General features: G+C 72.7%; 21 protein-coding genes and 1 tRNA gene. 8 read left to right on the top strand and 14 right to left on the bottom strand.

Features of this window, described 5'->3' with window-relative positions:
- The first annotated feature begins 256 nt into the window (after positions 1-256).
- Positions 257-4,696 carry a PAS domain-containing protein gene (locus tag CRP49_RS13655; protein WP_097253616.1) on the top strand — a complete coding sequence of 1,480 codons (4,440 nt, stop codon included), beginning with the start codon at positions 257-259 and terminating at the stop codon, positions 4,694-4,696.
- Here CRP49_RS13655 and CRP49_RS13650 read toward each other — a convergent pair.
- A complete protein-coding gene (locus CRP49_RS13650; RefSeq protein WP_097253615.1) occupies positions 4,693-5,286 on the bottom strand; it encodes a TetR family transcriptional regulator in 594 nt (197 codons plus the stop codon). The genes CRP49_RS13655 and CRP49_RS13650 overlap by 4 nt on opposite strands.
- 126 nt (positions 5,287-5,412) lie before the next feature.
- Here CRP49_RS13650 and CRP49_RS13645 point away from each other — a divergent pair, with 126 nt between their 5' ends.
- On the top strand, positions 5,413-6,627 hold the full coding sequence (locus tag CRP49_RS13645) for an MFS transporter (RefSeq protein WP_097253614.1): 1,215 nt from the start codon (positions 5,413-5,415) through the stop codon (positions 6,625-6,627).
- 87 nt (positions 6,628-6,714) lie between these two features.
- Here the strand turns inward: CRP49_RS13645 and CRP49_RS13640 are convergent, their stop codons facing one another.
- The 8 genes from CRP49_RS13640 to CRP49_RS13605 form a co-directional block, all read right to left on the bottom strand.
- Complete coding sequence (locus CRP49_RS13640) at positions 6,715-8,370, bottom strand: long-chain fatty acid--CoA ligase (protein ID WP_097257343.1); 1,656 nt, start codon at positions 8,368-8,370, stop codon at positions 6,715-6,717.
- 99 nt (positions 8,371-8,469) lie between these two features.
- Entirely contained in the window at positions 8,470-9,027 is a 558-nt protein-coding gene (locus CRP49_RS13635; protein WP_097253613.1) for a SigE family RNA polymerase sigma factor, read from the bottom strand.
- Positions 9,028-9,174: 147 nt separating this feature from the next.
- On the bottom strand, positions 9,175-10,341 hold the full coding sequence (locus CRP49_RS13630) for a lipid-transfer protein (protein ID WP_094218741.1): 1,167 nt from the start codon (positions 10,339-10,341) through the stop codon (positions 9,175-9,177).
- Positions 10,338-10,781, bottom strand: a complete 444-nt coding sequence (locus CRP49_RS13625) for a MaoC family dehydratase (RefSeq protein WP_097253612.1) — start codon at positions 10,779-10,781, stop codon at positions 10,338-10,340. The genes CRP49_RS13630 and CRP49_RS13625 overlap by 4 nt, the downstream gene beginning before the upstream one ends.
- Complete coding sequence (locus CRP49_RS13620; protein ID WP_097253611.1) at positions 10,771-11,874, bottom strand: acyl-CoA dehydrogenase family protein; 1,104 nt, start codon at positions 11,872-11,874, stop codon at positions 10,771-10,773. Before CRP49_RS13620 ends, CRP49_RS13625 begins: the two co-directional genes overlap by 11 nt.
- Before the next feature lies 1 nt (position 11,875).
- Entirely contained in the window at positions 11,876-12,811 is a 936-nt protein-coding gene (locus CRP49_RS13615) for a bifunctional MaoC family dehydratase N-terminal/OB-fold nucleic acid binding domain-containing protein (RefSeq protein WP_257033388.1), read from the bottom strand.
- Positions 12,808-13,959 (bottom strand): acyl-CoA dehydrogenase family protein, encoded by a 1,152-nt coding sequence (locus CRP49_RS13610; RefSeq protein WP_097253610.1) that lies wholly within the window; start codon positions 13,957-13,959, stop codon positions 12,808-12,810. Before CRP49_RS13610 ends, CRP49_RS13615 begins: the two co-directional genes overlap by 4 nt.
- A gap of 202 nt (positions 13,960-14,161) precedes the next feature.
- Complete coding sequence (locus tag CRP49_RS13605) at positions 14,162-14,473, bottom strand: hypothetical protein (protein ID WP_097253609.1); 312 nt, start codon at positions 14,471-14,473, stop codon at positions 14,162-14,164.
- 367 nt (positions 14,474-14,840) lie between these two features.
- Between CRP49_RS13605 and CRP49_RS13600 the strand changes: the two genes are divergently transcribed.
- Positions 14,841-15,740 (top strand): bifunctional DNA primase/polymerase, encoded by a 900-nt coding sequence (locus CRP49_RS13600; protein WP_097253608.1) that lies wholly within the window; start codon positions 14,841-14,843, stop codon positions 15,738-15,740.
- Here CRP49_RS13600 and CRP49_RS13595 read toward each other — a convergent pair.
- Complete coding sequence (locus CRP49_RS13595; RefSeq protein WP_097253607.1) at positions 15,728-16,399, bottom strand: hypothetical protein; 672 nt, start codon at positions 16,397-16,399, stop codon at positions 15,728-15,730. The genes CRP49_RS13600 and CRP49_RS13595 overlap by 13 nt on opposite strands.
- A gap of 447 nt (positions 16,400-16,846) precedes the next feature.
- Between CRP49_RS13595 and CRP49_RS13590 the strand changes: the two genes are divergently transcribed.
- A complete protein-coding gene (locus CRP49_RS13590; protein ID WP_097253606.1) occupies positions 16,847-17,191 on the top strand; it encodes a hypothetical protein in 345 nt (114 codons plus the stop codon).
- Between the two features lie 143 nt (positions 17,192-17,334).
- Here CRP49_RS13590 and CRP49_RS13585 read toward each other — a convergent pair.
- Both CRP49_RS13585 and CRP49_RS13580 read right to left on the bottom strand, forming a co-directional pair.
- Positions 17,335-17,422, bottom strand: a tRNA-Ser gene (locus CRP49_RS13585).
- A 72-nt stretch (positions 17,423-17,494) separates the two neighbouring features.
- Positions 17,495-18,997: a S1C family serine protease gene (locus tag CRP49_RS13580; protein WP_097253605.1), complete on the bottom strand. Its 1,503-nt coding sequence runs from the start codon at positions 18,995-18,997 to the stop codon at positions 17,495-17,497.
- Positions 18,998-19,292: 295 nt separating this feature from the next.
- On the opposite strand from CRP49_RS13580, the gene CRP49_RS13570 reads away from it, so the two are divergent.
- From CRP49_RS13570 to CRP49_RS13560, 3 genes are all read left to right on the top strand, one after another.
- On the top strand, positions 19,293-20,120 hold the full coding sequence (locus tag CRP49_RS13570; RefSeq protein ID WP_097253604.1) for a glycerophosphodiester phosphodiesterase: 828 nt from the start codon (positions 19,293-19,295) through the stop codon (positions 20,118-20,120).
- Between the two features lie 172 nt (positions 20,121-20,292).
- The gene (locus CRP49_RS13565) at positions 20,293-20,931 is read left to right on the top strand and encodes an ATP-binding protein (RefSeq protein WP_097257341.1); all 639 of its coding nucleotides are present in this window, start codon (positions 20,293-20,295) and stop codon (positions 20,929-20,931) included.
- 223 nt (positions 20,932-21,154) lie between these two features.
- The gene (locus tag CRP49_RS13560; protein ID WP_094218730.1) at positions 21,155-22,117 is read left to right on the top strand and encodes a DUF5926 family protein; all 963 of its coding nucleotides are present in this window, start codon (positions 21,155-21,157) and stop codon (positions 22,115-22,117) included.
- Between the two features lie 243 nt (positions 22,118-22,360).
- Here CRP49_RS13560 and CRP49_RS13555 read toward each other — a convergent pair whose 3' ends face one another.
- Complete coding sequence (locus tag CRP49_RS13555) at positions 22,361-22,987, bottom strand: hypothetical protein (RefSeq protein WP_257033387.1); 627 nt, start codon at positions 22,985-22,987, stop codon at positions 22,361-22,363.
- A gap of 56 nt (positions 22,988-23,043) precedes the next feature.
- Complete coding sequence (locus CRP49_RS13550; protein WP_097253603.1) at positions 23,044-23,709, bottom strand: bifunctional DNA primase/polymerase; 666 nt, start codon at positions 23,707-23,709, stop codon at positions 23,044-23,046.
- Between the two features lie 606 nt (positions 23,710-24,315).
- Here CRP49_RS13550 and CRP49_RS13545 point away from each other — a divergent pair.
- Positions 24,316-25,752: a PP2C family protein-serine/threonine phosphatase gene (locus CRP49_RS13545; RefSeq protein WP_097253602.1), complete on the top strand. Its 1,437-nt coding sequence runs from the start codon at positions 24,316-24,318 to the stop codon at positions 25,750-25,752.
- Positions 25,753-25,835: the final 83 nt, after the last annotated feature.

Raw genomic sequence — 25,835 nt, 5'->3', positions numbered from 1 at the left:
GTGGCTCTCAGCTGTTTCCTGGCGGAATCACCGACCTCGTAAAGGTCCCGCGAAGGTCCTGCGGAGCCGGGGCCGGGGCCGGGGCGCCGAGCGGGCATACGGTCACATGTTCGCCGTCACTTCCTCGTGCGACCTCCCTCTCATCCGGCGTCGCGAGCGCAACTCGTGCCTTTAGACTCCCTCGCGTGACACGCTGCGGGCCGGTTGGCAAGATGGCCCGAGCGGTCGGAAAGCGGTAACAGGGAGGAAGCGTCTCGTGAGCAGCAGGCCATCCCGAGGCGCTGCTCGCCTCGCAGCCATACTCGACGCGCTGCCCGACGCGTTGGTGCTGGTCAACGCGAACGGAACCGTCGTCAACGCCAACACCATCGCCCTGGAGGCCTTCGAGGCGCCGGGCACCGCGCTCGTCGGGCGGGGGCTGCTCGATCTGCTGCCGCAGTTCGACTCCCGGCTCATCCCCGGCTCCATGCGGCGCCCCGATCACATGGACCCGCAGGGGCGGACCAAGCCCACGCGGATGATCGCGCGGCGGACCGACGGGACCGAGTTCCCGGTCGAGGTCACGAGCGCGAACCTGGAGAACGGGCAGCAGGCGTACGACGGTTACGGCTACACCGGCGACGAGCTGCTGATGATCGTCGTGCGGGACCTGTCCGGGACCGTGGACACCGAGGCCGAGCTGGCCCGCTCGCAGCGGCAGACCGAGATGATCCTGCGGGCCGCTGCCGAGGGTGTCGTCGGCACTGACACCGACGGGCGGATCGTGCTGGTCAATCCGGCCGCCGCCCAGATACTGGGCTACCGGGCCGGTGAGCTGGGCGGCAAGGAGCTGCACGACCTCGTGCTGCACTCCCGTGCCGACGGCTCCCCCTTCCCGTACGAGGAGTCGCCGCTCGCCGACACCCTGCGCTCCGGACGCAAGCACCGGGTGCGCGGGCAGGTGCTGTGGTCCAAGGGCGACAAGAAGGTCGCGGTCGACCTGACCACCGCGCCCGTGCGCGACGGCGACCAGCTCGTCGGCGCCGTCATGACCTTCACCGACCGGCGGCCGTACGACGCCCTCGCCGAAGAGAAGGAAGCGCTGGAGAAGGCGCACGCCGAGGAGCTGGAGCAGCTCTCCGAGAAGCACGCCTCCGACCTGACCGGGCTGCGCCAGCAGCACGTCACCGAACTCGAAGAACTGCGCGAGGAGCACGAGGAGGAGCTGGCGGCCGGCGAGGAGCGGTACGCCGCGCTCGCCGAGCGGGAGAAGGACCGGTACGAGGCCCTCTCCGGGCGGCACGAGCAGCTGCTCACGCTGCTCGCGCGGTCCCTGCGCGGGCCGCTGGACGAGCTGCGGCGCGAGCTGGCCGCCCTGGCCGCGGACGACGCCGGGCAGCTGTGGCCCGAGGCCAACCAGGTGCTGCACCACCTCTCGGCCGGCTACTCGCGCATCACCACCCTCATCGACAACGTCCTCGGCTACCAGCGGCTGGACGCGGGCACGGAGGACATCACCCGTACGAAGGTGATGCTCGACGCCGTCGTCGCCGCCGGTGTGGAGGGGGCGGTGGAGCTGATCGGCCCCGGCCGCGTCCAGTTCGCCGTGCACGCGCCGCCCATCGAGGCCGAGGTCGACCCGCAGCGGCTCGCCACCGCGCTCGCGCATCTCGTCGCGGACGTGGCGGGTGTCGACGCCACCGGCAACGCGCCCGTGTCCGCGGGCGGTTACATGGACAACACCGTCGTGGTCGCGGCCGCGCAGCGCGGTGAGGTCGCACGGATCGAGGTGCGCGGGCCGTACGCAGGGGGAGACCCGGTGCACGAGCCGATGGTGCGCGGGATCGTACGGGCGCACGGCGGTGTGCTGCAGACGCACGAGGTGCCGGGCATGAGCGGCAGCGCGTACGTCCTCGAAGTGCCGCTCGGCGGTGGGGCCGGCGCGGTCGCCGCGCCGGCCGAGGACACCGCTGCCGAGACTGCCGGGGATGCCGAGCAGGGCACCGGTGGCGGTCGGCGGCGGGCCCGACGGGCCTCCACGGACGCCTTCCTGGGGAGCGACGTTCCCGGTGAGACCGGTGAGTCCGGTGACGGCGGGGCGGATGCGCCCGCGCCGACCGGGCGCCGTAGGCGTGCGGTGGCTGCCGTCGAGGCGGCGGATCCGGTCGTCGGCGAGGGCGCGTCCGGACGGCGGCGCGGACGGCCCGCCGACATCGGCGCCGGTACGGAAAGCGCCGGTACGGAACGGGAGGGCGTGGCCGAGGGTGCCGTGGTGACCGCGGCCGAGCATGCCGCGGGCACCGCCGCCACGGGCAACGGACTCGGCGGCGCGGTGCCGCCGCAGGGCGTGCCCGTGCCCACGGGCCGCCGGGCCCGGCGTGACTCCGGCGCACCGCAGGCCGCCCTGCCGCCCGCGCTGCCCGCGGCCGGTACCGAGAGCGCGCAGCCCGTTCCGGTCGAGGCGGCCGAGGCCTCCGGCAACGAGCAGCCGACCGGCCGGCGCCGGCGTGCGCTGGCCGCCGCCGCGGAGCGGGCCGCCGCGCAGGAGGCGGGGGCCCGTACGGTCTTCGCGCTGCCCCCGGCCGAGGCCGACCGCTCGCCCGACTCCGCCGATACGGCGACCGGTGCGGGGGTGGCCGTGGCTCCGGGCGCGGGTGCCCAGCCCCAGGTCCCCGGTCAGGTGCGGGTGTCCGCGCCGGGAGTTCCCGACGACGGCCGGCATGACGCCGTACCGCTCGACCAGGCCGAGGACCACACCCCGCCCCAGCCGCACCCCACGAACGCACCGACCGGCCGCCGCCGGCGGGCCGTGGCCCATCCGGGCGAGGCCGTAGAGGCGGCGTCCGCGGTGGCCGCTGCTCCCGGGGCCCCTGGCCAGGGCATTCCGGCGCTCCCTGCTCAGGCCACTCCGGCACAGGGTGTGGGCGCGCCAACGGGGGCTGCGGGTCAACCGGGCGTCGTGGCTCCGGCTGGTGTCGTGGCGCAGGCTGCTGTCGTAGCTCAGCCCGGTGTCGTAACTCAGCCCGGTGGGGCAGCTCAGGCCGCCCCCGGGCAGTCGGCGGCCCTGCCCAGCGCGGCCATGCCCAACGCCGCCGTGCCCGCGCAGGGCACGGCCGGTCAGGTCGTACCGGTTGCGCCGGGCCAGCCGGTTCCGGCGCAGGTGGCCCCCGGCCAGCCGATCCCCGCGCAGGCCGCCCCCGGGCAGCCCGTACCGGCACAGCTGGCACCCGCCCAGCCGGTCCCTGCGCAACTGGCACCCGCCCAGCCCGTACCCGCGCAGGCCCCTCAAGGCCAGCAGCCGCCCGCCGCGCCCGCCCCGGCAGCACAGGCCACCCCCGCCGCCGGTACCCCGGCCGTGCCCCAGTCCGCCCAGCCGCTCCCGGCGGAGGCGGCGGCCGGCCAGGTCGCGGTGGGCCAGAGCACGCCGGCCGCAGGCACCCCCGCGGCCGCCGTCCCCCAGCAGTGGCCCGGCGCCGACGACACCTCCGGCGCGGGCGTCCCGGCACCGCAGCCCGGCACCCCGCTCCCGCCGGCGGCGGCTCAGCCTCTGCCCGCCGAGGCCGCGGGGCCCGCGGTCGACCCGAACTCCACCCAGGGCCGGGCGATCAGCGTCCGCACGCTGGGGCAGGGCGTGCCGTTCGCGCGGCAGGCCGCGCAGGTGCAGCAGCCGACGGCGACCCCGCCCCCGCACGCGCCGGGCGGTTCCGGCCGCCGGCGGAAGCTCGGCACGCCGCCCGACCCGGCCGGGCGCCAGGAGCAGCAGCCGGAGCAGGCGGCCCGTCCGCATCCGCCGGCCGAACCGCTGCCCGCGCAGCCCTCGCTCGCGGGGCAGTCCCGGCTCGCCCCGGCCACCGAGGGCGCCGGACGCTCGTACGCCATAGGCGCCCCGGACGCGAACGCGGCCGAGGGGCCCGAACCGCTGGACGGTCCCGGCGGGGCCGTCGAGGTCGCGGACACCCCGCGTCCGCAGCCGCTGGACGACGAACTGCCCCCGGAGCCGCTGGACAACCCGCGCCGGCTGCTGGTGTGGCCCGCGCCGGACGTGACGACCCAGCAGGCGCTGAGCGACCGCGGCTACCGGCCCGTCATCGTGCACTCCCGCGAGGAGGTCGACGCACAGATCGCGGCGTTCCCGGCCGCGCTGTTCGTGGACCCGCTGACCGGGCCGATCACCCGTACCGCGCTGCAGTCGCTGCGCCAGGCCGCGGTCGCGGCCGAGGTGCCGGTGCTGGTCACGGCCGGGCTCGGGCAGGCGACGCGGGAGGCGGCGTACGGCGCCGATCCCGCCGTACTCCTGAAGGCGCTGGCGCCGCGCGACAGCGAGCAGCATCCGCCGCGGGTGCTGCTCATCGAGGAGCACGCGGAGATCGCGCTGGCGCTGACCTCGACGCTGGAGCGGCGTGGGATGCAGGTGGCGCGGGCCGCGAGCGACAACGACGCGGTGACGCTGGCGGGGCAGCTCAGGCCGAACCTCGTGGTGATGGACCTGATGCAGGTGCACCGGCGGCAGGCCGGGTACACCGGGATCATCGACTGGCTGCGCGCGAACGGGCAGCTCAACCGCACCCCGCTGGTCGTCTACACCGCCGCCGTCGACCCGGCCGACCTGCCGCGGCTGGCCTCGGGCGAGACGGTGCTGTTCCTCGCGGAGCGGTCCACCAGCAACGAGGTGCAGAGCCGGATCGTGGACCTGCTGGCGCGGATCGGCACCAACTAGGGGGTGTCCTGGACGGCCACCAGCCTGCGGGCCGCCTCCTTGATCGAGGCCCGCAGGCGGTCGCGGTCGGTGTCCTCGACGCCGGTGAGGATGCGCCGCATCTGGGGGACGACGGTGGCCCAGTTGGCCAGCGACACCAGCAGGATCAGCAGGTCGCCGGGCGGGATCGCGTCGCTGATGACGCCCCTGGCCTGGCCGTCCGCGATCGCCGCGACCTTGTGTGCGTAGTGCTCCTGGCGCTCGGCCTCGTCCGGCAGCTCACCGGTGCCGTACTCGATGCCCTCCCAGTAGAGGAGGCGCAGCAGCTCGGGGTGGGCGGCGTGGTAGTCGAGGAGGCGGTCGATCCAGCCCTCGATGTCGTCCGCGTCGACGGGTACGGCCGCGGCCAGGTCCACCATGCACCTGCCCAGGACGCGCGTGAACAGCTCCGCCTTGTTGCCGAAGTAGGCGTAGATCAGCTGCTTGTTGGCCTTGGCCGCGCCGGCGATGCGGTCGATGCGGGCGCCCGCGATGCCGTACCGGGAGAACTCGGCGACCGCCGCGTCGAAGATGCGGGCCCTGGTGGCCTCGGGGTCCCTGACTGCTGCCATGCGGTCAGCGTAGCGCTCTTGTAACCAACCGTTTGGTTGACGGGGAATTACGGGGAGGCGCACCCTGTTGTCGCATCCAACCAACCAGTTAGTTGTGAGAGTCGGCTCGAAGGAGTACCTCCGCTCATGCCGTCACCGACCAGCACCACCAGCCACCGGGCACCCGAGATCCGGGTCCCCGCCCGGGAACGGCCCGCCGCCTCCGGCCGGCTCTTCCTCCTGCTCATCGCCGTCTGCACGGCCGTCACGGCCGCCAACATCTACCTCGCGGCCCCGCTGTTCCCGCTGATCGCCCACGATTTCGGCACGGTCCCCTCGGCGGTCGCCTGGATCGCCTCGGTCGCCCAGTTCGGCTACGCGGCCGGCCTGCTCTTCTTCGCCCCGCTCGGCGACCGCGTCAACCGGCGCCCGCTGGTCGCCCTGCTCTCGCTGGCCACGGCGGCCGCGCTGGGGCTCGGCGCGGTCGCGCCCGGCACCGCCGCCCTCGCGGCCGCCGTGTTCGTCGCCGCCGCGGCGACCGTCATCCCCCAGCTGCTCGTCCCGCTGGTCGCCGAGCGCGCCCCCGCCCACCACCGCGCCCGCCATGTCGCGGCCGTCATCGCCGGTCTGTTCACCGGCATCGTCGGGGCCCGGGTCGTCGGCTCCCTCGCCGGGCAGGCCTTCGGCTGGCGGTGGGTGTTCGCCGGGTCCGGCGCGCTGACCCTCGTCCTGGGTCTGGCCACGGCACTGGCCCTGCCGTCGGAGCGGCGGGCTCGCACGGGAGCGCTGTTCTCGGGCATCACCGAGCTGCCCGGACTCGTCCGCCGCTCGCCCGACCTGTGGCGGGCGTGCGTGCGCCAGGCCGGGATGTTCGGCGCCTGGAGCGCCCTGTGGACCTCGCTCGCCCTGCTGCTGACCGGCCCGGCGTACGGCCTGTCCACCGCGACCGCCGGTCTGTTCGGCCTCTTCGGCCTCACGGCCACCGCGGTGGCCCCGCTCGCGGGCGGCCTGGTCGACCGCTTCGGCGCCGCGAAGGTCGTACGGTCCGCGTATCTGCTCGCGGCCGTGTCCGTGCCGCTGTTCTGGCTGGGCGGACAGGTGCTGGCCGCGCTGTTCGTGGCCGCCGTCGCCATCCACGCCGCCCTGGTCGCCTCCCATGTCGCCAACCAGACCCTGGCCCTGACGACCACCTCCGCCCCGGCCACCGCCAACACCGCCTACGTCGTCGCCGGCTTCACCGGCGGCGCCCTCGCCTCGACCCTGGCGGGCATGGCCTTCACCCACTGGGGCTGGGGCGGGGTCAGCGCGGTGGCGGGGGTGTGGCTGGTGCTGGGGTGGGCGACGACTGCGGTACGGCGCTAGGTCCTGTCGTGGGCGACCACTGCGGTACGGCGCCAGGCCCTGTCGTGGGTCCGGCGCTTGCCGTACGGCCGCCCACCCCTCGTCCGGTCAGAGGCTGGTGACGTCCAGCTCCCCCTCCGCGTACCGCCGGCGCAGCACCTTCTTGTCGAACTTGCCCACGCTCGTCTTCGGGACCGCCTCGACGATCGTCCAGCGCTCCGGGAGCTGCCACCTGGCGATCTTCCCCTCCTCGGCGAGGAAGGTGCGCAGGGTCTCGAAGCCGACGGAGGAGCCCTCCTTGAGGACGACCGTGGCCAGCGGGCGCTCGCCCCACTTCTCGTCGGGTACGGCGACCACGGCGGCCTCGGCGACATCCGGGTGCGCCATCAGCGCGTTCTCCAGCTCGACCGAGGAGATCCACTCGCCGCCGGACTTGATGACGTCCTTGGCGCGGTCGGTGAGCGTCAGGAAACCGTCGGGGGAGATGGTGCCGACGTCGCCGGTCTTCAGCCAGCCGTCCTCGCTGAACTTGTCGGCGGGGCGCAGCGGTTCGGCGTCTGGGCCGTTGTAGTAGGCGCCCGCGATCCAGGGGCCGCGCACCTCCAGCTCGCCCGCCGACGCGCCGTCCCAGGGCAGGCGCTCGCCACCGGGGCCGGTGAGGCGGCCCTCGACACTGGCCGGGAAGCGGCCCTGGGTGACGCGGTAGGCGAACTCCTCCTCGGTGCCGATCGCGTGGGCCGGCGGGCGGGACACCGTGCCGAGCGGGGAGGTCTCCGTCATGCCCCAGGCGTGGCAGACCCGCATGCCGAGCTTGTCGAAGGCCGCCATCAGGGCCGGCGGACAGGCGGCGCCGCCGATGGTGACCTGGCCGAGGGAGGAGACGTCCCGGGGGCGGGCGGTGAGTTCGGCGAGCAGGCCCTGCCAGATGGTGGGGACGGCGGCCGCGTGCGTCGGCTTCTCCCGCTCGATCATCTCGGCGAGCGGGGCGGGCTGCAGGAAGCGGTCCGGCATCAGCAGGTTGACGCCGGTCATGAAGGTGGCGTGCGGCAGGCCCCAGGCGTTGACGTGGAACTGGGGGACCACGACCAGCGAGGTGTCCTGGTCGGTCAGGCCCATCGACTGGGTCATGTTGACCTGCATGGAGTGCAGGTAGATCGAACGGTGGCTGTACACCACGCCCTTGGGGTCGCCGGTCGTGCCGGAGGTGTAGCACATCGCGGCGGCCTGGCGTTCGTCCAGCTCGGGCCAGTCGTAGCTCGTGGGCCGGCCGGCGATCAGCTCCTCGTACTCGTGCACCCGCGCGGTGGCCCCGTCGAGCGGGGCACGGTCACCGGGACCCGTCACGACGACGTGCTCCACCGTCGGCAGCTTGGACAGCAGCGGCGCGATCAGCGGGATCAGCGAGCCGTTGACGATGATCACGCGGTCGGCGGCGTGGTTGACGATCCATGCCAGCTGCTCGGCCGGGAGGCGGAGGTTGAGGGTGTGCAGGACCGCGCCCATGGAGGGGATGGCGAAGTAGGCCTCGACGTGCTCGGCGTTGTTCCACATCAGCGTCGCGACCCGGTCGTCGCCCCGGACACCGAGTTCGTCCCGCAGGGCGTGCGCCAGCTGGGCCGCGCGGGCGCCGGTCTCGGCGAAGGTACGGCGCTGCGGCTCGCCCTCGCCGGTCCAGGTGGTCACCCGCGACGATCCGTGGACCGTCGACCCGTGGGTCAGGATCCTCGAGATCAACAGCGGTACGTCCTGCATGGTGCTCAGCACGGCGTCCTCCATGGCGACATTGCCTACGCGGGAGTAGAGGTTGCGCTGATTCTGCGCACATACCGCGCGGTATGTCACTAGGGGAGGCGAAACTGAGGCCTAGCGCACCAGCCCCAGCTCGGGGTCCTCGCGCAGCTTGCCCAGGGCCCGTGAGACCGCTGACTTCACCGTGCCCACCGAGACCCCGAGCACCTCGGCCGTCTGGGCCTCGCTGAGGTCCTCGTAGTACCTGAGGACGACCATCGCCCGCTGCCGCGCGGGCAGTTTGGTGATCGCCCGCCACATGGCGTCGTGCAGCGCCTGCCGCTCGGCCGGGTCCTCCTCACCGGGTACGGGCTCGGGCTCGGGCAGCTCGTCGCAGACGAACTCGTCCACTCTGCGCTTGCGCCACTGCGAGGTCCGCGTGTTCAGCAGGGCCCGGCGCACATAGCCGTCGAGCGCCCGGTGGTCCTCGATCCGCTCCCAGGCCACATAGGTCTTGGTGAGCGCGGTCTGCAGCAGGTCCTCGGCATCGCTCGGGTTCGCGGTCAGCGAGCGCGCGGTACGCAGCAGGATCGGCTGACGGGCCCTGACGTACGAGGAGAACGACGGGTATGCAGGGGTCTGCCGCGCGGGTGCGGCGGCGGCCGAGGCGCTGGTGCAGACGGGTGTGGTCATGGCTCCACGCTAGGAGCGGACCGCACCGCGGCGGATCGGCCCCAGGTCCCGAAGCGGGGTCCCCCTCAGGTTGTAGGGGTGGGGTTGCCTACACCTCCTGAAGGTGGACTACGGGGTGACCTCGTCTGCGGGTTCACCCCTGAGGGCTCACCCGTCGGCCGCCAGGACCAGCCCCGACGTCGGCACCCCCGTGCCGGCCGTCACCAGGGTCCGGGCCGCCCCCGGTATCTGGTTCACCGCCGTGCCCCGCAGCTGGCGCACCGCTTCCGCGACCCCGTTCATCCCGTGCAGGTAGGCCTCCCCGAGCTGTCCCCCGTGGGTGTTGATCGGCAGCCGCTCCTCGGCCACCAGGTCCGCAGCCTCCCCCTTCCCGCAGAACCCGAACTCCTCCAGCTGCATCAGCACGAACGGTGTGAAGTGGTCGTACAGGATCCCCACGTCGATGTCGGCCGGGCCCAGTCCCGACGTCCGCCACAGCTGGCGGGCCACCACGCCCATCTCCGGCAGTCCGGTCAGGTCGTCCCGGTAGAAGCTGGTCATCTGCTCCTGCGCCCGGCCGGCGCCCTGGGCGGCCGCCGCGATCACGGCGGGCGGATGCGGCAGGTCCCGGGCCCGCTCCAGGGACGTCACCACCAGGGCCTGGCCGCCGTCGGTCTCCTGGCAGCAGTCCAGCAGCCGGAGCGGCTCCACGATCCAGCGGGAGGCGGTGTGGTCGGCGAGGGTGATGGGGCGGCCGTGGAAGTAGGCCGCCGGGTTCGTCGCCGCGTACTTCCGGTCCACCACGGCCACCTGCCCGAACGCCTCGGGGGTCAGCCCGTGGGCGTGCAGATACCGCTGGGCCGCCATCGCCACCCAGGAGGCCGGGGTGAGCAGCCCGAACGGCAGCGCCCAGCCGAGCGCCACGCCCTCCGCCGACGGCTCCCGGTGCTGCACGCCCGCGCCGAATCTGCGGCCCGACCGCTCGTTGAAGGCCCGGTAGCAGACCACCACCTCGGCCACGCCCGTCGCCACCGCGAGCGCCGCCTGCTGGACGGTCGCGCAGGCCGCCCCGCCGCCGTAGTGGACGCGGGAGAAGAAGGACAGCTCACCCATCCCGCAGGCCTGGGCCACGGTGATCTCCGGGCTGGTGTCCATCGTGAACGTCACCAGGCCGTCCACGTCGGCGGGGGTGAGCCCCGCGTCGTCCAGCGCGGCCCCCACCGCCTCCACCGCCAGCCGCAGCTCACTGCGGCCGGAGTCCTTGGAGAACTCGGTGGCCCCGATGCCGACGATCGCCGCCCGGCCGCCGAGGGAGTCCCGGGTGCGCACACTCATGACGCGGCCTCCTCGTCCGATACGGAGGACGGTGCCGGGACGCTGACCGTCACCGTGCCGGTCACATGCCGGCCGATGGCGTTGGCCCCGACCACGCGCACCGTCGCCGTGTCACCGTCGACCTCCTCGACCCGGCCCGTCAGCACCATCGTGTCCCCCGGATAGTTGGGCGCGCCCAGCCTGATGGCGACCTTGCGGAGCACCGCGGACGGGCCGAAGTGGTCCGTGATGTACCTGCCGACCAGCCCGTTGGTCGTCAGGATGTTCATGAAGACGTCGGGGGAGCCCTTCTGCCGGGCCAGCTCCGCGTCGTGGTGCACGTCCTGGTAGTCCCGGGAGGCGATCGCCCCGGCCACGATCAGCGTGCGGGTGATCGGGATCTCCAGCGGCGGCAGTTCGGCGCCCGCCACCGGAAAGGGTGCCCGCGTCTCACTCCCCATGTGCGATCAACTCCCCCAGTTCCTGCAGTACTTCGGCCCCGCTTCCCAGGTAGGCGTCCAGCTGCCGCCCCCACAGGAAGTGCCGGTGCACCGGATGGTCGAGGTCGGCTCCGGCCCCGCCGTGCAGATGCTGACCGGTGTGGACGACCCGCTGTCCCGCCTCGGAGGCCCACCAGGCGGCGGTCAGCGCGTGCGTGGCGTACGGCAGCCCCGCGTCCCGCCGCCAGGCGGCCTCGTACGCCGTCACCCGTATCGCCTCGGTGTCCATGTGGGCGTCGGCGGCCCGGAGTTGGACGGCCTGCCGGGTGGCGAGCGGGCGCCCGAACTGCTCCCTGGTATTGGTGTGCGCCACCGCCCGCGCCAGCGACCCGGCGCACACCCCGGCCTGGAGCCCGGCGAAGGCGGTGCGGGCGGTGGCGAGGACGTCGGCGTATGCGCCGGTGCCCGGGCCGCCGAGGGGTTCCGCCGGGGCACGGTCGAGGGTGAGACGGCCCGCGGACCAGGGCGCCGTCAGCTCCACGGGGGTGATCCCGGTGCCCTCGCCGAGCGCGGCCAGCCACAGGCGCCGGTCGGTGTCGGCGACCAGGACGTGGGTGGCGTCCCGGAGCCAGGGGACGACGGGGACGGAACCGGTCAGCTCGCCCTGCCCAGAGGCCTTGTCCTGCCCCGAGGCCCGCACAGCCCCCTGTCGCTCAGCGGCCCGTACACCCCGCTGCTGCTCAGTGGCCCGTACACCCCCCTGTGCCGGAAGCGCCCCGCCGACCACCACCGAGCCGTCCTCGATACCCGGCAGCAGCCGCTCCCGCTGCTCGGGGGTGCCGTGGGAGGCGACCGCAAGGAGGCCGTACACGCACGTCGCCGCATAGGGCGCCTGGGCCGTCGTACGCCCCTGTTCCTCCAGGAGCAGCACGAGCCCGAGCAGGCCCAGCTCCGTCACAGCGCCGACCAGGCCCGCCGTGCACAGGGCCTTGAACAGCTCGGGGTCGCTGCCGGTGCCGGCGGTCTTCAGCCGCTCGTGGGTGGCGAGGTCGCCGAAGATCCGCGCGGCCAGGTCGCGGGCCTCGGTCTGGGCCTCGGTGGGCGTGAAGTCCATGTCACCCCTCGCCTTCGACGACCCGGAAGACCGGCAGGACGAGTGCGCCCTCCTCGTCCTCGTAGCCGCGGAACTCCACCCGGACCGGCAGACCGATGCGCACCTTGTCGTACGGCACCCCCACCACGTTGCTCACCATCCGCACGCCCTCGGCGAGTTCGATCAGGCCGACCGCGTAAGGAGGCTCGAAGGCCGGGAAGGGCGGGTGGTGCATCACCACGTACGAGTAGACCGTGCCCTCGCCGCTCGCCTCGACCGTGTCCCAGTCCAGGCAGCCGCAGGCGTTGCAGCCCGGCAGCCAGGGGTGGCGCAGGGTGCCGCAGCCCGTGCAGCGCTGGATGAGGAGCCGGTGTTCGGCCACTCCCTCCCAGAAGCCGGAGGTGTCCCGGTTGACCACTGGGCGGGGGCGCCGGGGGCGCTTGGCCTGGGATTCGCGGCGGGCCGGGGCGTACTTGAGGATGCGGAAGCGGTGGGTGCCCGCGAGTTCGCCGGCGACCCGTACGTCCATGCGGGTCGTGACGAAGTACCCCGTGCCCAGCTTCGTCGTCTTGCGGTCGGAGACCGACTCGATCACCGCGTCGAAGGTGACCTCGTCGCCCGGGCGCAGGGGCCGTGGATACTCCTGCTCGCAGTCGGTGGCCACCACGGACGTACAGCCCGACTCGTCCAGCAGGCCGAGGAGTTCGTCGTAGGCGTCGGTGCGCCCCTCGTGGCCGGACAGGCCGCCCATCGTCCACACCTGGAGCATGGTGGGCGGGGCGATGGCACCGGGTCCGCGGTACGCCGGACTGGTGTCGCCCATCGCCTCGCACCAGTGCCGGATCATCGGCGCGTTCACCGGGTCCTTGCCGACCCCTGCGACGGCGGCCGCCCGCCCCTCGTACGCCTTGAGCCGCGCGCCCAGCTCGTCCACCGCCTCGCTCAGCTCCTCGCTCACCTCCGCCCCCTCGTCATCCCGAGCCGCATCGTCGCGACGATCTCCCGCTGCACCTCGCTCACCCCGCCCCCGAACGTGTTGATCTGCGCCGCCCTGTTCAGCCGCTCCAGCTCGCCGTCCTCGAACGCCCCCGGCGACCCGGAGCGGACGAGTCCCGCATCGCCGACGATCTCCTGACACATGCGATACGTCGCGACAGCCGATTCCGTTCCCGCGACCTTCACCGCACTGGCGTCGCCCGGGGCCAGCCGGCCCGCCCCCACGTCCCCCACCAAACGCCAGTTGAGCAGGCGCGATGCCGCCAGACGGGCATGTACCTCGGCCAGCCGAAAACGCACCCACGGCTCGTCAACGCGGCACCTGCCGGTCACCTGATCGGGGGTGCGGGCGGCGGCGAGCGCGGCCACGTAGAACTCCTCGGCCTGCATGCCGATGGCGGCGAGGGCGACCCGTTCGTGGTTGAGCTGGCTGGTGATCAGCGACCAGCCCTCGTTCTCGGCGCCGACCAGGTTCCGGGCGGGGACGCGGACACCGTCGTAGTACGTGGCCGTCGTCGTCTGCCCGCCCACGGTCTCGATCGGCGTCCAGGAGAAGCCCGGGGCGTCCGTGGGGACGAGGAGGAGGGAGATGCCGCGGTGCTTGGGCGCGTCCGGGTCGGTGCGGCAGGCGAGCCAGATCCAGTCGGCGTGCTGGGCGCCCGAGGTGAAGATCTTCTGCCCGTCGATCCGCCAGCCGTCGCCCTCCCGTACGGCCCGGGTCCGCAGCGAGGCGAGGTCGGTGCCGGCGGAGGGCTCGGTGTAGCCGATCGCGAAGACCAGGTCACCGGAGAGGATCCGGGGCAGGAAGTAGGCCTTCTGGTGCTCACTGCCGTACTTCATCAGCGTGGGGCCGACCGTGTTGAGCGTGACCATGGAGACGGGGGCGCCGGCCCGGTACGCCTCGTCGAAGAACACGAACTGCTCGTCCGCGCCCCGCCCCTGGCCGCCGTACTCGGCCGGCCAGCCGAGTCCCAGCCAACCGTCGGCACCGATGCGGCGCAACAGAGCGCGCGCGTCGGCGGGTTCGCCCCGGTCGGGCAGCACGGTCCGGAAGTAGGCGCGGAGTTCGGCGCGCAGCCGCTGCTGCCGCTCGGTGGGGGCGAGGTGCACGGCGGGCCCTCCCGGCCTCGCTTGCCTGACAGGACGGTTTCTGACTGTCCGTCAGATACCAGTCGGTGTCAAGGTCGGCGGCCCGGGAACCGCGCACCGGACAACGCCTGCGCGGCGGCACCGAAGCACCGCCGCGCAGACGCGTTACGACCCCGAAGCACACCCCGCGAGGGCCCTCAGCGAGAGGGGCCTCGACCCCGGCTCACCACAGGTGGGTGAAGTGGACGGCGACGTTCTCGTTGCCCTGCTGGAGGGCCGTCCAGGCCGAGCCGTTGACCTGTGCGGTGTTGCTCTGGTTCGAGGCGCCGGAGCCGACCGCGTTCTGCTGCGTGGTGGACGAGTTTCCGTTGTTGTCGTGGCCGACACCGCTGCCGATGATGCTCGCCACGCCGGCGTTCGATCCGTTGTCCGCGAAGGCGCCGTTGTCCGCGGCAGCGACACCGGAGAAGAGGGCGGCTGCGAGCGGGAGAGCGGAGACGGCGGCGAGAACGCGGGCGGTACGGATGCTTGCCATGTTGTTCCTCCAGAACGGAACACTCTCGACACGGAGGCCGAAGGTGCGTCAAGTACGGCTTGTATCAAGGCAGTTGGCCGACCGCCTCGGTTGTCGTGAACGACGTCGCGCATCCAGACTTGCCCACCGAATCCCCGGCGAACCACCCTGGAAGGCCCGATTCGCACGCAAGCGTGATGACAAGTCGATAAACCCCTATCGCCATCTTTGGTCATCTCACGTCACAACACGGCACAGTCCAGACCTTCACTCATCAAGCACCACAAGAGGTGAATCGTTCCGGCGCATTTCCGGCCAATCTCCCCACCCCGGCGCGTCACCGCCGACCCCCCTTCCCTTTTTCGAACATGAGTACGAACATGGAGGCATGGCCACCACCGACCGGCAGGCCACGACGCTGGCCCTCGCACACGCCCTGTCAGCCGCCGAACGCGGGCTGGCGGTCATCCCCCTGTCCCGGACGAAACTCCCGGCCCTGCGCTCCCCGCACCGCGACGCCCCGGAACCGGCGGGGCCGCCCTGCCACGGCGAGTGCGGCCGCTTCGGCCACGGTGTGTACGACGCCTCGACCGACCCGGTCCGCATCCGCGAACTGTTCGCCGCCGCGCCCTGGGCCACCGGCTACGGCATCGCCTGCGGGCTGCCCCCGCACCACCTCATCGGCGTCGACCTGGACACCAAGTCCGGCACCGACTCCTCGGCCGCGCTGCGCGAACTGGCGCTGCGGCACCTGTTCACGATCCCCGAGACGGTCGTCGTCCTCACCCCGAGCGGCGGCCGCCACCTGTGGCTGACCGGCCCGCCGGACGTCGTCGTCCCCAACTCGGCGAGCCGGCTCGCCCCCGGCATCGACATCCGGGGCGCCGGCGGCTACCTCGTGGGCCCCGGCTCCCGCACCGCCCACGGCGTGTACGCCACCGCGCCCGGCACCGCGCGCCTCGCCCCCGCCCTGTGCCCACCGGCCCTGCTACGGCTGCTCCTGCCCCCGCCCCGACCCGCGCACCCGGCGCCGCCGACCGGCGACCACGGCCGCGGTCTGGTCCAGTTCGTCCTGACCGCGCACGAGGGCCAGCGCAACACCCGCCTGTTCTGGGCGGCCTGCCGCGCCTACGAGAACGGCCTGGGGCCCGCCCTGCTCGACCCCCTGGTCGAAGCGGCCGTCCACACCGGCCTGTCCGAACACGAGGCCCGCGCGACGATCGCGTCGGCGGCCCGGATGACGGGGCACGGGAACCAGGGCGGGGTGTGGGGCGACTACGGCGTGTAGACCTGCTCCAGCCGGTCGATGGAACCGTCGGCGGCCACCTCGTACTTGAACACCAGGCCGGAGTCGGGGTGCGCCTTGACCCAGTCCATCAGCTCCCCCACGCCGATGCGCTGGTTCGTACTGCTGTCGGTGATGGGGTTGGTGGCGGTGACGTACGCGGCCTGGTCCATGGCCCAGCGGCTGTCCTCGCCGCTGACGACGAACGGCTTGCCGTCGCTGTCCCCGCCGGAGCATCCCCAGGCGCCGTGCTGGATGACGAGGTTCACCTTGCCGGTGCTGCCGGGGAGTTCCTCGACGCGGTAGAGGGCGAACTCGTCGGGGTCGTAGTGGTCCGGGTCCGGCGCCTTGGTGACACAGCCGGCGGCCGGCGTCGCGGTCTTGGCCGGTCCGGTGCCCTTGCCTGCGGGCGTCGCGGCCGCGGTGGCCCCCTTGCCGCTGCCGGTGCCGGTGCCCTCGCCGGTGCCGCTGCCCTTGCCGGTGCCGCTGCCCTTGCCGGTGCCGCCTGCCGTGCTCGGCGTCGCCGAACCGGCCGTGGCCCCGGCGCTCGGCGCTCCGGCGGCCCCCGCGGCGGAGTCGTCCCCCTGGCATCCGGTCAGTACGGCGGCCAGCGCGACGGCCGTGAGCGCGACGACGACGGGTCTGAGGCGATGGGCATTCATGTGGGACGTCCCCCCTGGTCACGGGCGGCCCGACCGGCCGCACCCGGATTCGGACCGTAACGCCCTCCCCGTGCGCACCGCACCACCACAGCAGCCTGTGTCACGGACTCGGGACAGTGCCGTCACCGCGCCCGGATCATGTGACGCGCACAGGCCGGAACCGGAATGCCCCTGCCCTGGGCCAACAGCAACGGCCCTGGACCGGTTCCACACCCACCGCGTAGTTGAGCGGCCCCGGACCCGGTCGAGGACGCCTATCCAGCGGGGCACGTAATAACGCGCCCGAGCCTTTACACCCAGACGCTTCCTTCAACAACCCACCCGCTACTCAACACACCTCGCCATCACCCGAATGGACGCATCCGAATGGCGGTACCAGATCTGGCAACTCTACGGTCGGTTCAGATCTCGGTTCCGAGACAGGTGGGCTAGCTAGGGAGGTCAACCATGAACCGACTTCGCACCCTCGCCATCGCGGCCGCGCCCGCGGCATTGCTGATCGGCCTGGCGATTCCGGCTCCCGCCGCACCCGCGCCGAAGGCGCCGACGACGCCGAACGCCGGCTGCTACATGCCGCGGGCTGACCAAGTTCTCACTGCCCAGGAAGGCATCAAGCTCGCCAGCGCCTGCAAGACCAAGAAGTCCGACCCCTCGTGGCACTGGATGGGCAACTACGGCTCGGTCTACGACGTGGTCAACGTCGCGAACAGCAGGGGCGTCGGCGTCGGCGGGCTGGTAACGATACCGAATGCCAGCGGCGGCGGACTGATCCCGACGTTCATGTACTACTGAACAGGCGGCTGAGAGCGTCCGCCGGTAGGTCATGAACGCGTCGGAGTGGCGGCACACACCTGATTCACGGTGAGACAGAACGAACGCAGAAGGGGTGTCTCTCGCGAGAGACACCCCTTCTGACCAGCACTTGAGTTGAGCTGTGGCGGTGGGTGTGGGATTTGAACCCACGGTGACTCGCGCCACGACGGTTTTCAAGACCGTTCCCTTAGGCCGCTCGGGCAACCCACCTCGGCTCCGCACCGCCCGGGGCGGAGCGGGGTACAGCGTACCGGGAGCGGGGCGGGCCGTGGGGCGGGCGGGTCAGTTGTCGCCCGCGCGGGAGCCGAGGGTGAGGTCCACGGTGTGCTCCTGGCCGCCGCGCGTGTAGGTGATCGTGACCTTGTCGCCGGGCTTGTGGGTCCAGATCTCGCCGATCAGGGTCGGGCCGCTGTCGATCACGTTGTTGTCGAGCTTGGTGATGACGTCCCCGGGCTTGAGGCCCGCCTTGTCGGCCGGGCCGCCCGACTCGACCGCGGCGGCGCCGCCCGCGCCCTGGTCGGTGATCTTCGCGCCGCCGGTGGAGTCCTCCAGGGAGACGGACGCGCCGATCTTGGCGTACACCGGCTTGCCGGTCTTGATCAGCTGCTGGGCGACGTACTTGGCCTGGTTGATCGGGATCGCGAAGCCGAGGCCGATCGAGCCGGACTGGCCCGAGCCGAAGCCGCCGCTGCCGCTGGACTGGATGGCCGAGTTGATGCCGATGACCGCGCCGGAGGCGTCCAGCAGCGGTCCGCCCGAGTTGCCGGGGTTGATGGACGCGTCGGTCTGCAGGGCGCTCATGTAGGACGCCTTGCTGGACGAGCTGCCGTCGCTGGAGGCCACCGGGCGGTTCTTGGCGCTGATGATGCCCGTGGTCACCGTGTTGGACAGGCCGAAGGGGGCGCCGATGGCGATGGTCTCGTCGCCGACGGCCACCTTGTCCGAGTCGCCGAGGGTGAGGGGCTTGAGGTCGGAGGGGGCGTCCTTGAGCTTGATGACGGCGACGTCGTACCCCTGGGCGTGGCCGACGATCTCGGCGTCGTACTTCTTGCCGTTGGGGAACGTAGCGGTCAGCTTGCCGCCGTCGACGGCGTCCGCCACCACGTGGTTGTTGGTGACGATGTGGCCCTGGGTGTCGAAGACGAACCCGGTGCCCGTGCCGCCTTCGCCGCTGGTGCTCTCCGCCTCGATGGTGACCGTGCTGGGCAGTGCCCTGGCGGCCACGCCGGCGATCGTGCCCGGGGCGCGCTTGACCTGGGAGGCGCTGTTGTCGGAGGCGGAGACGGTGGTGGAGCCGTTGTTGTCGTTGTCCTTGGCCAGGGTGTAGCCGAGGCCGCCGCCCAGACCGCCCGCGACCAGCGCGGCCACCAGGACCGCGGCGACCAGCCCACCGCGCCCGCTGCGGGGCTTGGGGGCGGGCTGCTGGTACGACGCACCCCAGACGGTGCCCGAGCCACCCGGGCCACCGGGGCCGCCGTCACCGTAGGCGGGCGTGGCCGGAGCCGGCCAGGAGCCGTCGGGGGCGGGGCCGGGGTAACCGGCCGGGGCGGGGTCGGGGTAACCGGCGGGGGGCTGGTGTCCGTCGGACGGGCCCTCCTGGGCCTGTGCGGACGGCGCCGGGCCCTGCCCGGGCGCGCCAGGGGTGCCGGGGGGCACCGGCGGCAGCTGAGCCGTCGGCGTCGCGTCCGGCGCGGGGTCCTGCGGGGAAGCAGCGGGAGATGCCACCGGCACGGGAGGTGCGGACGGCGCCGGGGGTACCGCGTTGCCCTCGTTCTCGGTGCTCACAGCTCTTCTCCTCGATCCACGGCTGTTGTCCTAGGTCGCACTCGGTCACGCTCGTTCACGCTGTCGTCAGTCCGTTGCGAACAGCTGTGCATGGTCCTGTGTCGTGCTTGTATGCAGTCAGCTTTTCCCACGGGCCGTCAGAGCACCATAAGCGGTGGCTGTGGGTCCAGGGTCATCCTTTACATGACACCTTTCTCGCAAAAGTTACATAAAAGGGCATGGTGGGTGCCTCCGTTCGCCCGACGGACGCGGCCGCGCCGCCCCACGTACCCCGCGCGGGTGGCACCATGACGCGGTGACCCACGCACCACAGCACCCCATCCAGGTCGTCGCCCATCGGGGGGCCTCCGAGGACGCGCCCGAGCACACCCTGGCCGCCTACAAGAAGGCGATCGAGGACGGCGCGGACGCCCTGGAGTGCGACGTACGGCTGACCGCCGACGGCCATCTGGTCTGCGTCCACGACCGGCGGGTGAACCGCACCTCCAACGGCCGCGGGGCTGTCTCCGCCCTGGAGCTGGCCGATCTCGCCGCCCTGGACTTCGGCTCCTGGAAGACGCGCGAGGCCTGGCGCGGCCGCGACGAGGAGCCCGACTGGGTGCACCGGCCGGAGGACCCGGCGGACACCTCCGTACTCACCCTGGAGCGGCTGCTGGAGCTGGTCGCGGACGCCGGGCGGCGGGTGGAACTGGCCATCGAGACCAAGCACCCCACACGCTGGGCCGGACAGGTGGAGGAGCGGCTGCTGCTCCTGCTGAAGCGATTCGGCCTGGACGCACCGGCCTCGGCCGCCGAGTCGCAGGTGCGGGTCATGAGCTTCTCGGCGCGCTCGCTGCAGCGCGTGCGGGCCGCGGCGCCCACGCTCCCGACGGTCTACCTGGTCCAGTTCCTGTCGCCCCGGCTGCGCGACGGACGGCTGCCGGCGGGTGTGGGGATCGCGGGCCCCTCGATCCGTATCGTGCGCAACCACCCGGCGTACGTGGAGCGGTTGAAGCGCGCCGGCCACCAGGTCCACGTCTGGACCGTGAACGAGCCCGAGGACGTCGACCTCTGTGTCGATCTGGGCATCGACGCCATCATCACCAACCGCCCGCGCGCGGTGCTGCGGCGACTGGGGCGTTGAGCACGGGAAGGTGAGCCCAAGAACCCGGTAAGGACCGGTCCGCACCCCTTGACCCGGACGCCCGGCTCGACCATTCTCCGTTCTCGGCCACACCAACGAAATCCAGCCACACGACGACAGGCCCGTCACAGGGAGTGCTCCGGCGCATTCGCTCCGTATGCGGTCGTTGCGAATGCGTCACCGGAAGAGGATTGGCCGGTTTCCGGTACAGGCCAATGGGGCATCCACACCGTGGCGTGGGGCAAAGGAGGTCTCGGGGGTGGCGTTGGTGGTGGCACAGGAGGTGCCCACGTCGTCGAGCATGGCCGTACCCCATGGCCCTGCGGGCGTGGGGAAGGCGAGGCACCGTATGCGTGCGCAGTTGCGCAGCGGTGGCGTATCGGAATCGGTCATCGACGATGCCGTACTGATCCTTTCGGAGCTTTTGAGCAACGCCTGCAAACACGGGCGCCCCTTGGGCGACGCTCCGCCCGGGGACGGCGACGTACGCGCCGCCTGGCGGGTGGACGTGCGCGGGCGGCTCACCGTGGAGGTGACGGACGGCGGCGGCCCGACCCGCCCGGCTCCGGCCACCCCGTCGGTCACCGCGCACGGCGGCCGCGGGCTGAACATCATCACGGCCCTCGCCGACGACTGGGGCGTCCGGGACGACATCCAGGGCGAGGTGACGGTCTGGGTCGTGGTCAACGAGGACGTTCATGATCCGGATGCCGGGTGCCGTCACGGTGGTTTCGCTACGCGCGTCACCTCCTCCACGGTTCCGGCCATGGCCGAACTGGACTTCGTGGACGCGTTCGACGACCTGGACTGAGCACGACGGGGACATGAGGACCCGGACTTCCTGAACCGGGCGGGGACACGAGGACCGGACTGCCCGAGCGGTCGGGCACACGGGAGTTGTCCACAGGTTCACCCCGTGGGTTCACCCCGTCGGCGTCGCCCAAGTGTCCGTTGTCCACAGGTTCCCGTCGGTCGTGGCGCGAACGGCTAGGCTCCCGCCCGTACGAGACGAGCCCTAACCGGGAGACCCCACGATGGCCAAGAAGCGACCCCAGACGAAGGCCAAGCCGCAGATCACGGACGGAGAGATCCCGGTTGTCGGCGCCCGCGAACCCTGCCCCTGCGGCAGCGGTCGGCGCTACAAGGCGTGCCACGGCCGGGCCGCCGCCCACGCCGCGACCGAGCTGGTGCAGCGCCCGTTCGAGGGGCTGCCGGGCGAGTGCGACTGGGTGGCCCTGCGCGAGCTGGTGCCGGCCGCCACGGTGGAGTTGACCCTGACGGCCGGCCTGCCCGAGGGCGTCCCGTCGGTCACGCTCGCCACGGTGCTGCCGATGGCCTGGCCCGCGCTGCGCCGCGACGACGGCTCGGTCCTGCTCGGCCTGCAGAACGACACGCCCTCCGGCGACATCAGCCGCGACCTCGCCGACACGCTCCGGCGTGCGCTGGAGGCCGCGCCCGGCACGCCGGTGGAGGGCCGCCGTGCCCCTGCGGGGGGTCCGCGGCTGCAGGAGCTGCTCGACCCCGAAGGCGCGTTCGAGCCAGTTGTGCACAGCGGCTTCGAGTTCTGGGTGCCGGACGCGGAGAACGCCACCCCGGACGTGGCCGCCTCCCTGGAGCGGGCCAACGCCGCCGCCATCCCGACCGTGAAGCTGTCCGGCGTGGATGCCGCCTACTGGTGCGAGACCCCGGAGAAGAACCACCTGCGCTGGGTCATGCCGCATCCGGAGGAGCAGCTTCTGGACGCTCTCGCCCGGCTGCACGCGGCGGGCCGCTCCAGCCTCGGCGAGGGCACCCGACTGGTGGGCTCCTTCCGTGCTCACGGCCTCACGGTGCCGGTCTGGGACCTGCCGAGCGGCGTCACGGCCGAGGACGTGGAGAAGCCGGCCGCCGAGTTCGCCGAGCGGCTCGCCACCGCCCTCGCGGCCACCGAGCCGCTCACGGCCGACGAGCGCCGCGCGCGCGGCGGGCTGACCAACCGGCAGGTCACGCTCAGCTGACGCTTCCCGGGCACGCGTCACGGCTGAACGGTCGGTCAGCCGTGACGACGGCGCCCGAATCAGGTGACTCCTGTCACAACTCCCCGTCGCGACAGGGAAATCGGTGTCCGAATAGCCGAGATCGAATTTGCGAACCGCCGATCTCTTGTTACCGTTCCAGTAGCCCGGTTGCTGGTGCATCCCCCGTCGCCAGCAACCGGGCCTTTCCGTGTCCGCGTACGGTGTACAGCACCGCGCGGAGCGTCAACTCCCCTTCGTCTCCTCGGAGTTGCTGCCCGAGCGCAGCAGCAGCGGCCCATCGGCACCGTGCGCGGCGAACTCGGCGACGGCCGTGTAGCCGTCCAGCGAACCCCGGGTGCGTTCACGGGGTGTCTCACAGGTGGCGGGCTCGTCGGCGGCGTCCGTGGCGCAGTGCGTCTGCACGGTGCGGCCGGCCGGCTCCATCAGGCTCAGCACGGAGTCCACGGCCTCGCCGCTGGTGTTGCGGTAGTAGGTGCGCGCCCAGGTGTCCTCGCCCTGGGTCAGTACACAGGTCTGCGCCTCGACGCCCTCGGGCGAGGAGAGTTCGGGCCCGCAGCGGGCCGCGGTGGCCACGCCCAGGCCGAGCAGCAGGGGGGAACGCGTGGGCGCGACGGAGGGCATCTTCGCGTCACCGAGCAAGGACGAGGACGACGGCGCGTGTACGCCGGCCCCGCCGCCCGCCCCCGGAGATCCCGCGGCGTCGCCCACCTGCCCCGCGGACGCCACGGCCAGCGGCAGCGCGACGACGCCCACCACGACGCCCAGGAGAGCGAGCAGACGAAGCCTTCGGGGGTCCGGCCCGCCGCGGTGCGACGACCGATTGCCGTGACCCCCAGAAATGCGCAGCATGTAGCGGAAGATAACGACCACGGGCGGACATCCGGCCGCACCCGCGCCCGACACCCCTACAACTCGGGCGCGCTCACACCCGTACGAGTGAGGGCGTCGACCACGGCGTCCACCACGGCCTCCACATCGGGCACCCAGGGCGAGGCCGAGCCCGGCAGCGGGGCGCGCTCCCAGCGGACGGCACCCTGGCCGGTCTCGGAGGGCGGCAGGGCGAGGTAGCCGCCCTCGCCGTGGAAGCGCAGGGAGCCGGGCACGAAGTCCTTGGCGTAGAGCAGCTCGCCGAGCTGCTCCATGGAGTACGGCTTGACGAGCACCGACCAGCGGGTCGGCGCGGCGATCACCGGTCCGAGGCGCATGCCCCGCCGGTCGAGCAGGTCGAGGGCCTGGGCCGCCGCGGGCGCCGGCAGGCTGACCGCGCAGGGCGCGTTGCCGCCGGTGGCGAGGATGATCGGCGCGCTCGGCCGGTTGCTCCACCACCAGCGCACCATGCGCCCGTCGGTGGTGGCGGCGAGCAGGCCGGGGTCGAAGGGGTGCGCACCGGGCACCGTGCACTCCGGGTCGGGGCAGGCGCAGCGGGCCCGTCCCTGCGGGTCCGGGGCCACGCCCGGGAGCACGGGCCACTGCCATTCCGTCGCGAAGGTCAGGGCCGCGCTGATCAGCTCAGGCCTCCCGTCTTTCCGCCTGGACAGGAGCCTGCGTCGCCTTCCGAGGATCTCGCGCATGAGCGCTCGTTCCTTTCCGTTGCACCGCTGGCAACACCGTGGACCACATCACACCATGTGTCGATCACTTCACTGTGCGTACCTGTTGGCGCATCACACCCCTGCGTATGACAAGGGGAACCCCAAGGGGTCGAGCGTTGGCCGCGTCCATAGTGCGTCTATCAAAAGCACGGGTGCGGCATGGGGGTGGCGAAGTCTGGCGTTTTGCCGTCGCGCGTATTTCTCTCCGCCTCCACCACGGGAGGATGGGGCTCGGCCGTCGGTGGCTATGACGCCCGGGTCCGTTGCCAGGTTCCGGGTGGCCCCCAACCACCCCTGGCCTTCACCGAGTACGTACCCATCACGACCGCAGTGACGCTCAGTGGAGCAAGGCCAGTCGACCGCAATGGACCGATACCTGAGGCAGTTTTAAGCCAACTTGGCAGTAAGGCAAGGGTTTCGAAGGAAACCCACATCAGACCCATGGACACCAGGAATCCCTGCAGGACAATGCTGGACATCCCCTCACGAGTGCGTGTACATGTGGAGACACTGCTAGCGGCGCAGAATGACATGGGGGTTTGCGATGCTTTTGAGCAATACGCACAGGTCTGAAGGCCGGACGCCATGAACGCTCCGCACCCTCCGAAAGTGGCTGGAATCGATCCAGCGGTTCCCCCACCCGCACACACTGTCGCGCCCACACCCGCCGCCCCGGGCGCCGGCCCCTCCCCGGACAGCGCACTTCCGGCCAGGAACACCCCCGCCCCCACCGGCCCCGCCCCCGGCACCCTGCTCCAGGACCGGCTGGCCGGCTGGGTCTCGGACCTCACGACCCTCCACGAACTCACCGAACGCCTGTCCCGCACGGACGCACTCGAGCCCGCACTCGAGGAGCTGCTGCGCGCCGGATCCGCCCTCGTCGGCGCCCGCCGCGGTCTGGTCGTCCTGGAACCTGCCGACGGACTCGCCCCCCGCACCACCATCGGCTTCGGCCTCGGCCGCGCCGACCTCGGCCACATGGAGACCGTGCCGCGCGGCTCCCTGCCCCACGGCGCCCTCCTGGACGCCGGCGCGGGCACCGTCGCGAACGCCGAGATCGTGCACGCCGACCTGCTCGCCGAGCACGGCCTCGACCCCCGCCACCGCGAGGTGGCCGCCCGCCTCGGCTACGCCGCCAGCTACGCTGTCCCCCTGACCACCGAGTCCGCCGGCCGCCTCGGCGCGGCCGTGTGGCTGTACGACGAGCCCGCCGAGCCGGACGAGCACCACCGCCACCTGATCGGCCTGTACGTCCGCCACGCCGCCGAACACCTCGCCCTGCTGGTGGAGGTCGAACGCGCGCGTACGTGCGCTGCGACCATCGCCGAGGAACTGCTGCCCTCCCGGCTGACGCGGGTGGCCGGCGTCCAGCTCGCCGCCCGGCACCGCACCGGCCCGCGCGGCGGCGGCGACTGGTACGACGCGCTGCCGCTGCCCGACGCCGCCCTCGGCCTCTCCGTCGGCTCGGTCACCGGTTCCGGACCCAGCGCGGTGGCCGCCATGGGCCGGCTGCGCGCCTCCCTCAGGGCCTACGCCGTGATGGAGGGCGAGGACCCGGTCGCCGTCCTGTCCGACCTGGAGCTGCTGCTGCGCCTGACAGAGCCCGCCCGCTCGGCCACCGCCCTGTTCGCCTACTGCGAGCCGGCCGTGCGCAGGATCACCCTGGCCGGCGCCGGGCACAGCCCGCCCCTGCTGATCGGCGAGCGGCGCACCGAGTTCGCCGAGACCTCCGTCTCCGCGCCGCTCGGCATGCTCGCCTGCTGGGAGGCGCCGAGCGTGGAGATCCAGGCCGAGGCCGGGGAGACCGTGCTGCTCTACACCGACGGGCTGCTGCACCGTACGGGCGACCCCATGGACCGCGCCTTCGCCCGGCTGCACGCGGCCGCCGCGAGCATCCCGCGCACCCTGCGCCGCGACCCGGGGGCGGTCGCCGACCACGTGCTGCGCACGGTCCTGCCCGACGGCCTGGACACGGCCGACAGCGAGGAGGACGTGGTCCTGCTCGCGGCCCGCTTCGACTGAGAGCGCTCCCGCACCGCCTGGCATGGGTGGGCATAGCAGGTCTTCCGGCCCCGGGGCGCTTTCTGTACGACCGTACGATGATG

Source organism: Streptomyces sp. Ag109_G2-15, assembly GCF_900215565.1.
Classification (GTDB): Bacteria; Actinomycetota; Actinomycetes; order Streptomycetales; family Streptomycetaceae; genus Streptomyces; species Streptomyces diastatochromogenes.
The sequence above is the reverse complement of the archived record's forward strand: the minus strand, read 5'-3'. Positions and strand labels throughout refer to the sequence as shown.

What these genes read in the sequence shown, in the direction of transcription:
- CRP49_RS13635 (WP_097253613.1), bottom strand. Translation starts at nt 9,027, where the DNA reads ATGACCACACCCGTCTGCACCAGCGCCTCGGCCGCCGCCGCACCCGCG.
- CRP49_RS13590 (WP_097253606.1), top strand. Translation starts at nt 16,847, where the DNA reads ATGAACCGACTTCGCACCCTCGCCATCGCGGCCGCGCCCGCGGCATTG.
- CRP49_RS13565 (WP_097257341.1), top strand. Translation starts at nt 20,293, where the DNA reads ATGCGTCACCGGAAGAGGATTGGCCGGTTTCCGGTACAGGCCAATGGG.
- CRP49_RS13595 (WP_097253607.1), bottom strand. Translation starts at nt 16,399, where the DNA reads ATGAATGCCCATCGCCTCAGACCCGTCGTCGTCGCGCTCACGGCCGTC.
- CRP49_RS13605 (WP_097253609.1), bottom strand. Translation starts at nt 14,473, where the DNA reads ATGGCAAGCATCCGTACCGCCCGCGTTCTCGCCGCCGTCTCCGCTCTC.
- CRP49_RS13650 (WP_097253615.1), bottom strand. Translation starts at nt 5,286, where the DNA reads ATGGCAGCAGTCAGGGACCCCGAGGCCACCAGGGCCCGCATCTTCGAC.
- CRP49_RS13645 (WP_097253614.1), top strand. Translation starts at nt 5,413, where the DNA reads ATGCCGTCACCGACCAGCACCACCAGCCACCGGGCACCCGAGATCCGG.
- CRP49_RS13555 (WP_257033387.1), bottom strand. Translation starts at nt 22,987, where the DNA reads ATGCTGCGCATTTCTGGGGGTCACGGCAATCGGTCGTCGCACCGCGGC.
- CRP49_RS13560 (WP_094218730.1), top strand. Translation starts at nt 21,155, where the DNA reads ATGGCCAAGAAGCGACCCCAGACGAAGGCCAAGCCGCAGATCACGGAC.
- CRP49_RS13625 (WP_097253612.1), bottom strand. Translation starts at nt 10,781, where the DNA reads ATGGGGAGTGAGACGCGGGCACCCTTTCCGGTGGCGGGCGCCGAACTG.
- CRP49_RS13630 (WP_094218741.1), bottom strand. Translation starts at nt 10,341, where the DNA reads ATGAGTGTGCGCACCCGGGACTCCCTCGGCGGCCGGGCGGCGATCGTC.
- CRP49_RS13600 (WP_097253608.1), top strand. Translation starts at nt 14,841, where the DNA reads ATGGCCACCACCGACCGGCAGGCCACGACGCTGGCCCTCGCACACGCC.
- CRP49_RS13550 (WP_097253603.1), bottom strand. Translation starts at nt 23,709, where the DNA reads ATGCGCGAGATCCTCGGAAGGCGACGCAGGCTCCTGTCCAGGCGGAAA.
- CRP49_RS13545 (WP_097253602.1), top strand. Translation starts at nt 24,316, where the DNA reads ATGAACGCTCCGCACCCTCCGAAAGTGGCTGGAATCGATCCAGCGGTT.
- CRP49_RS13620 (WP_097253611.1), bottom strand. Translation starts at nt 11,874, where the DNA reads ATGGACTTCACGCCCACCGAGGCCCAGACCGAGGCCCGCGACCTGGCC.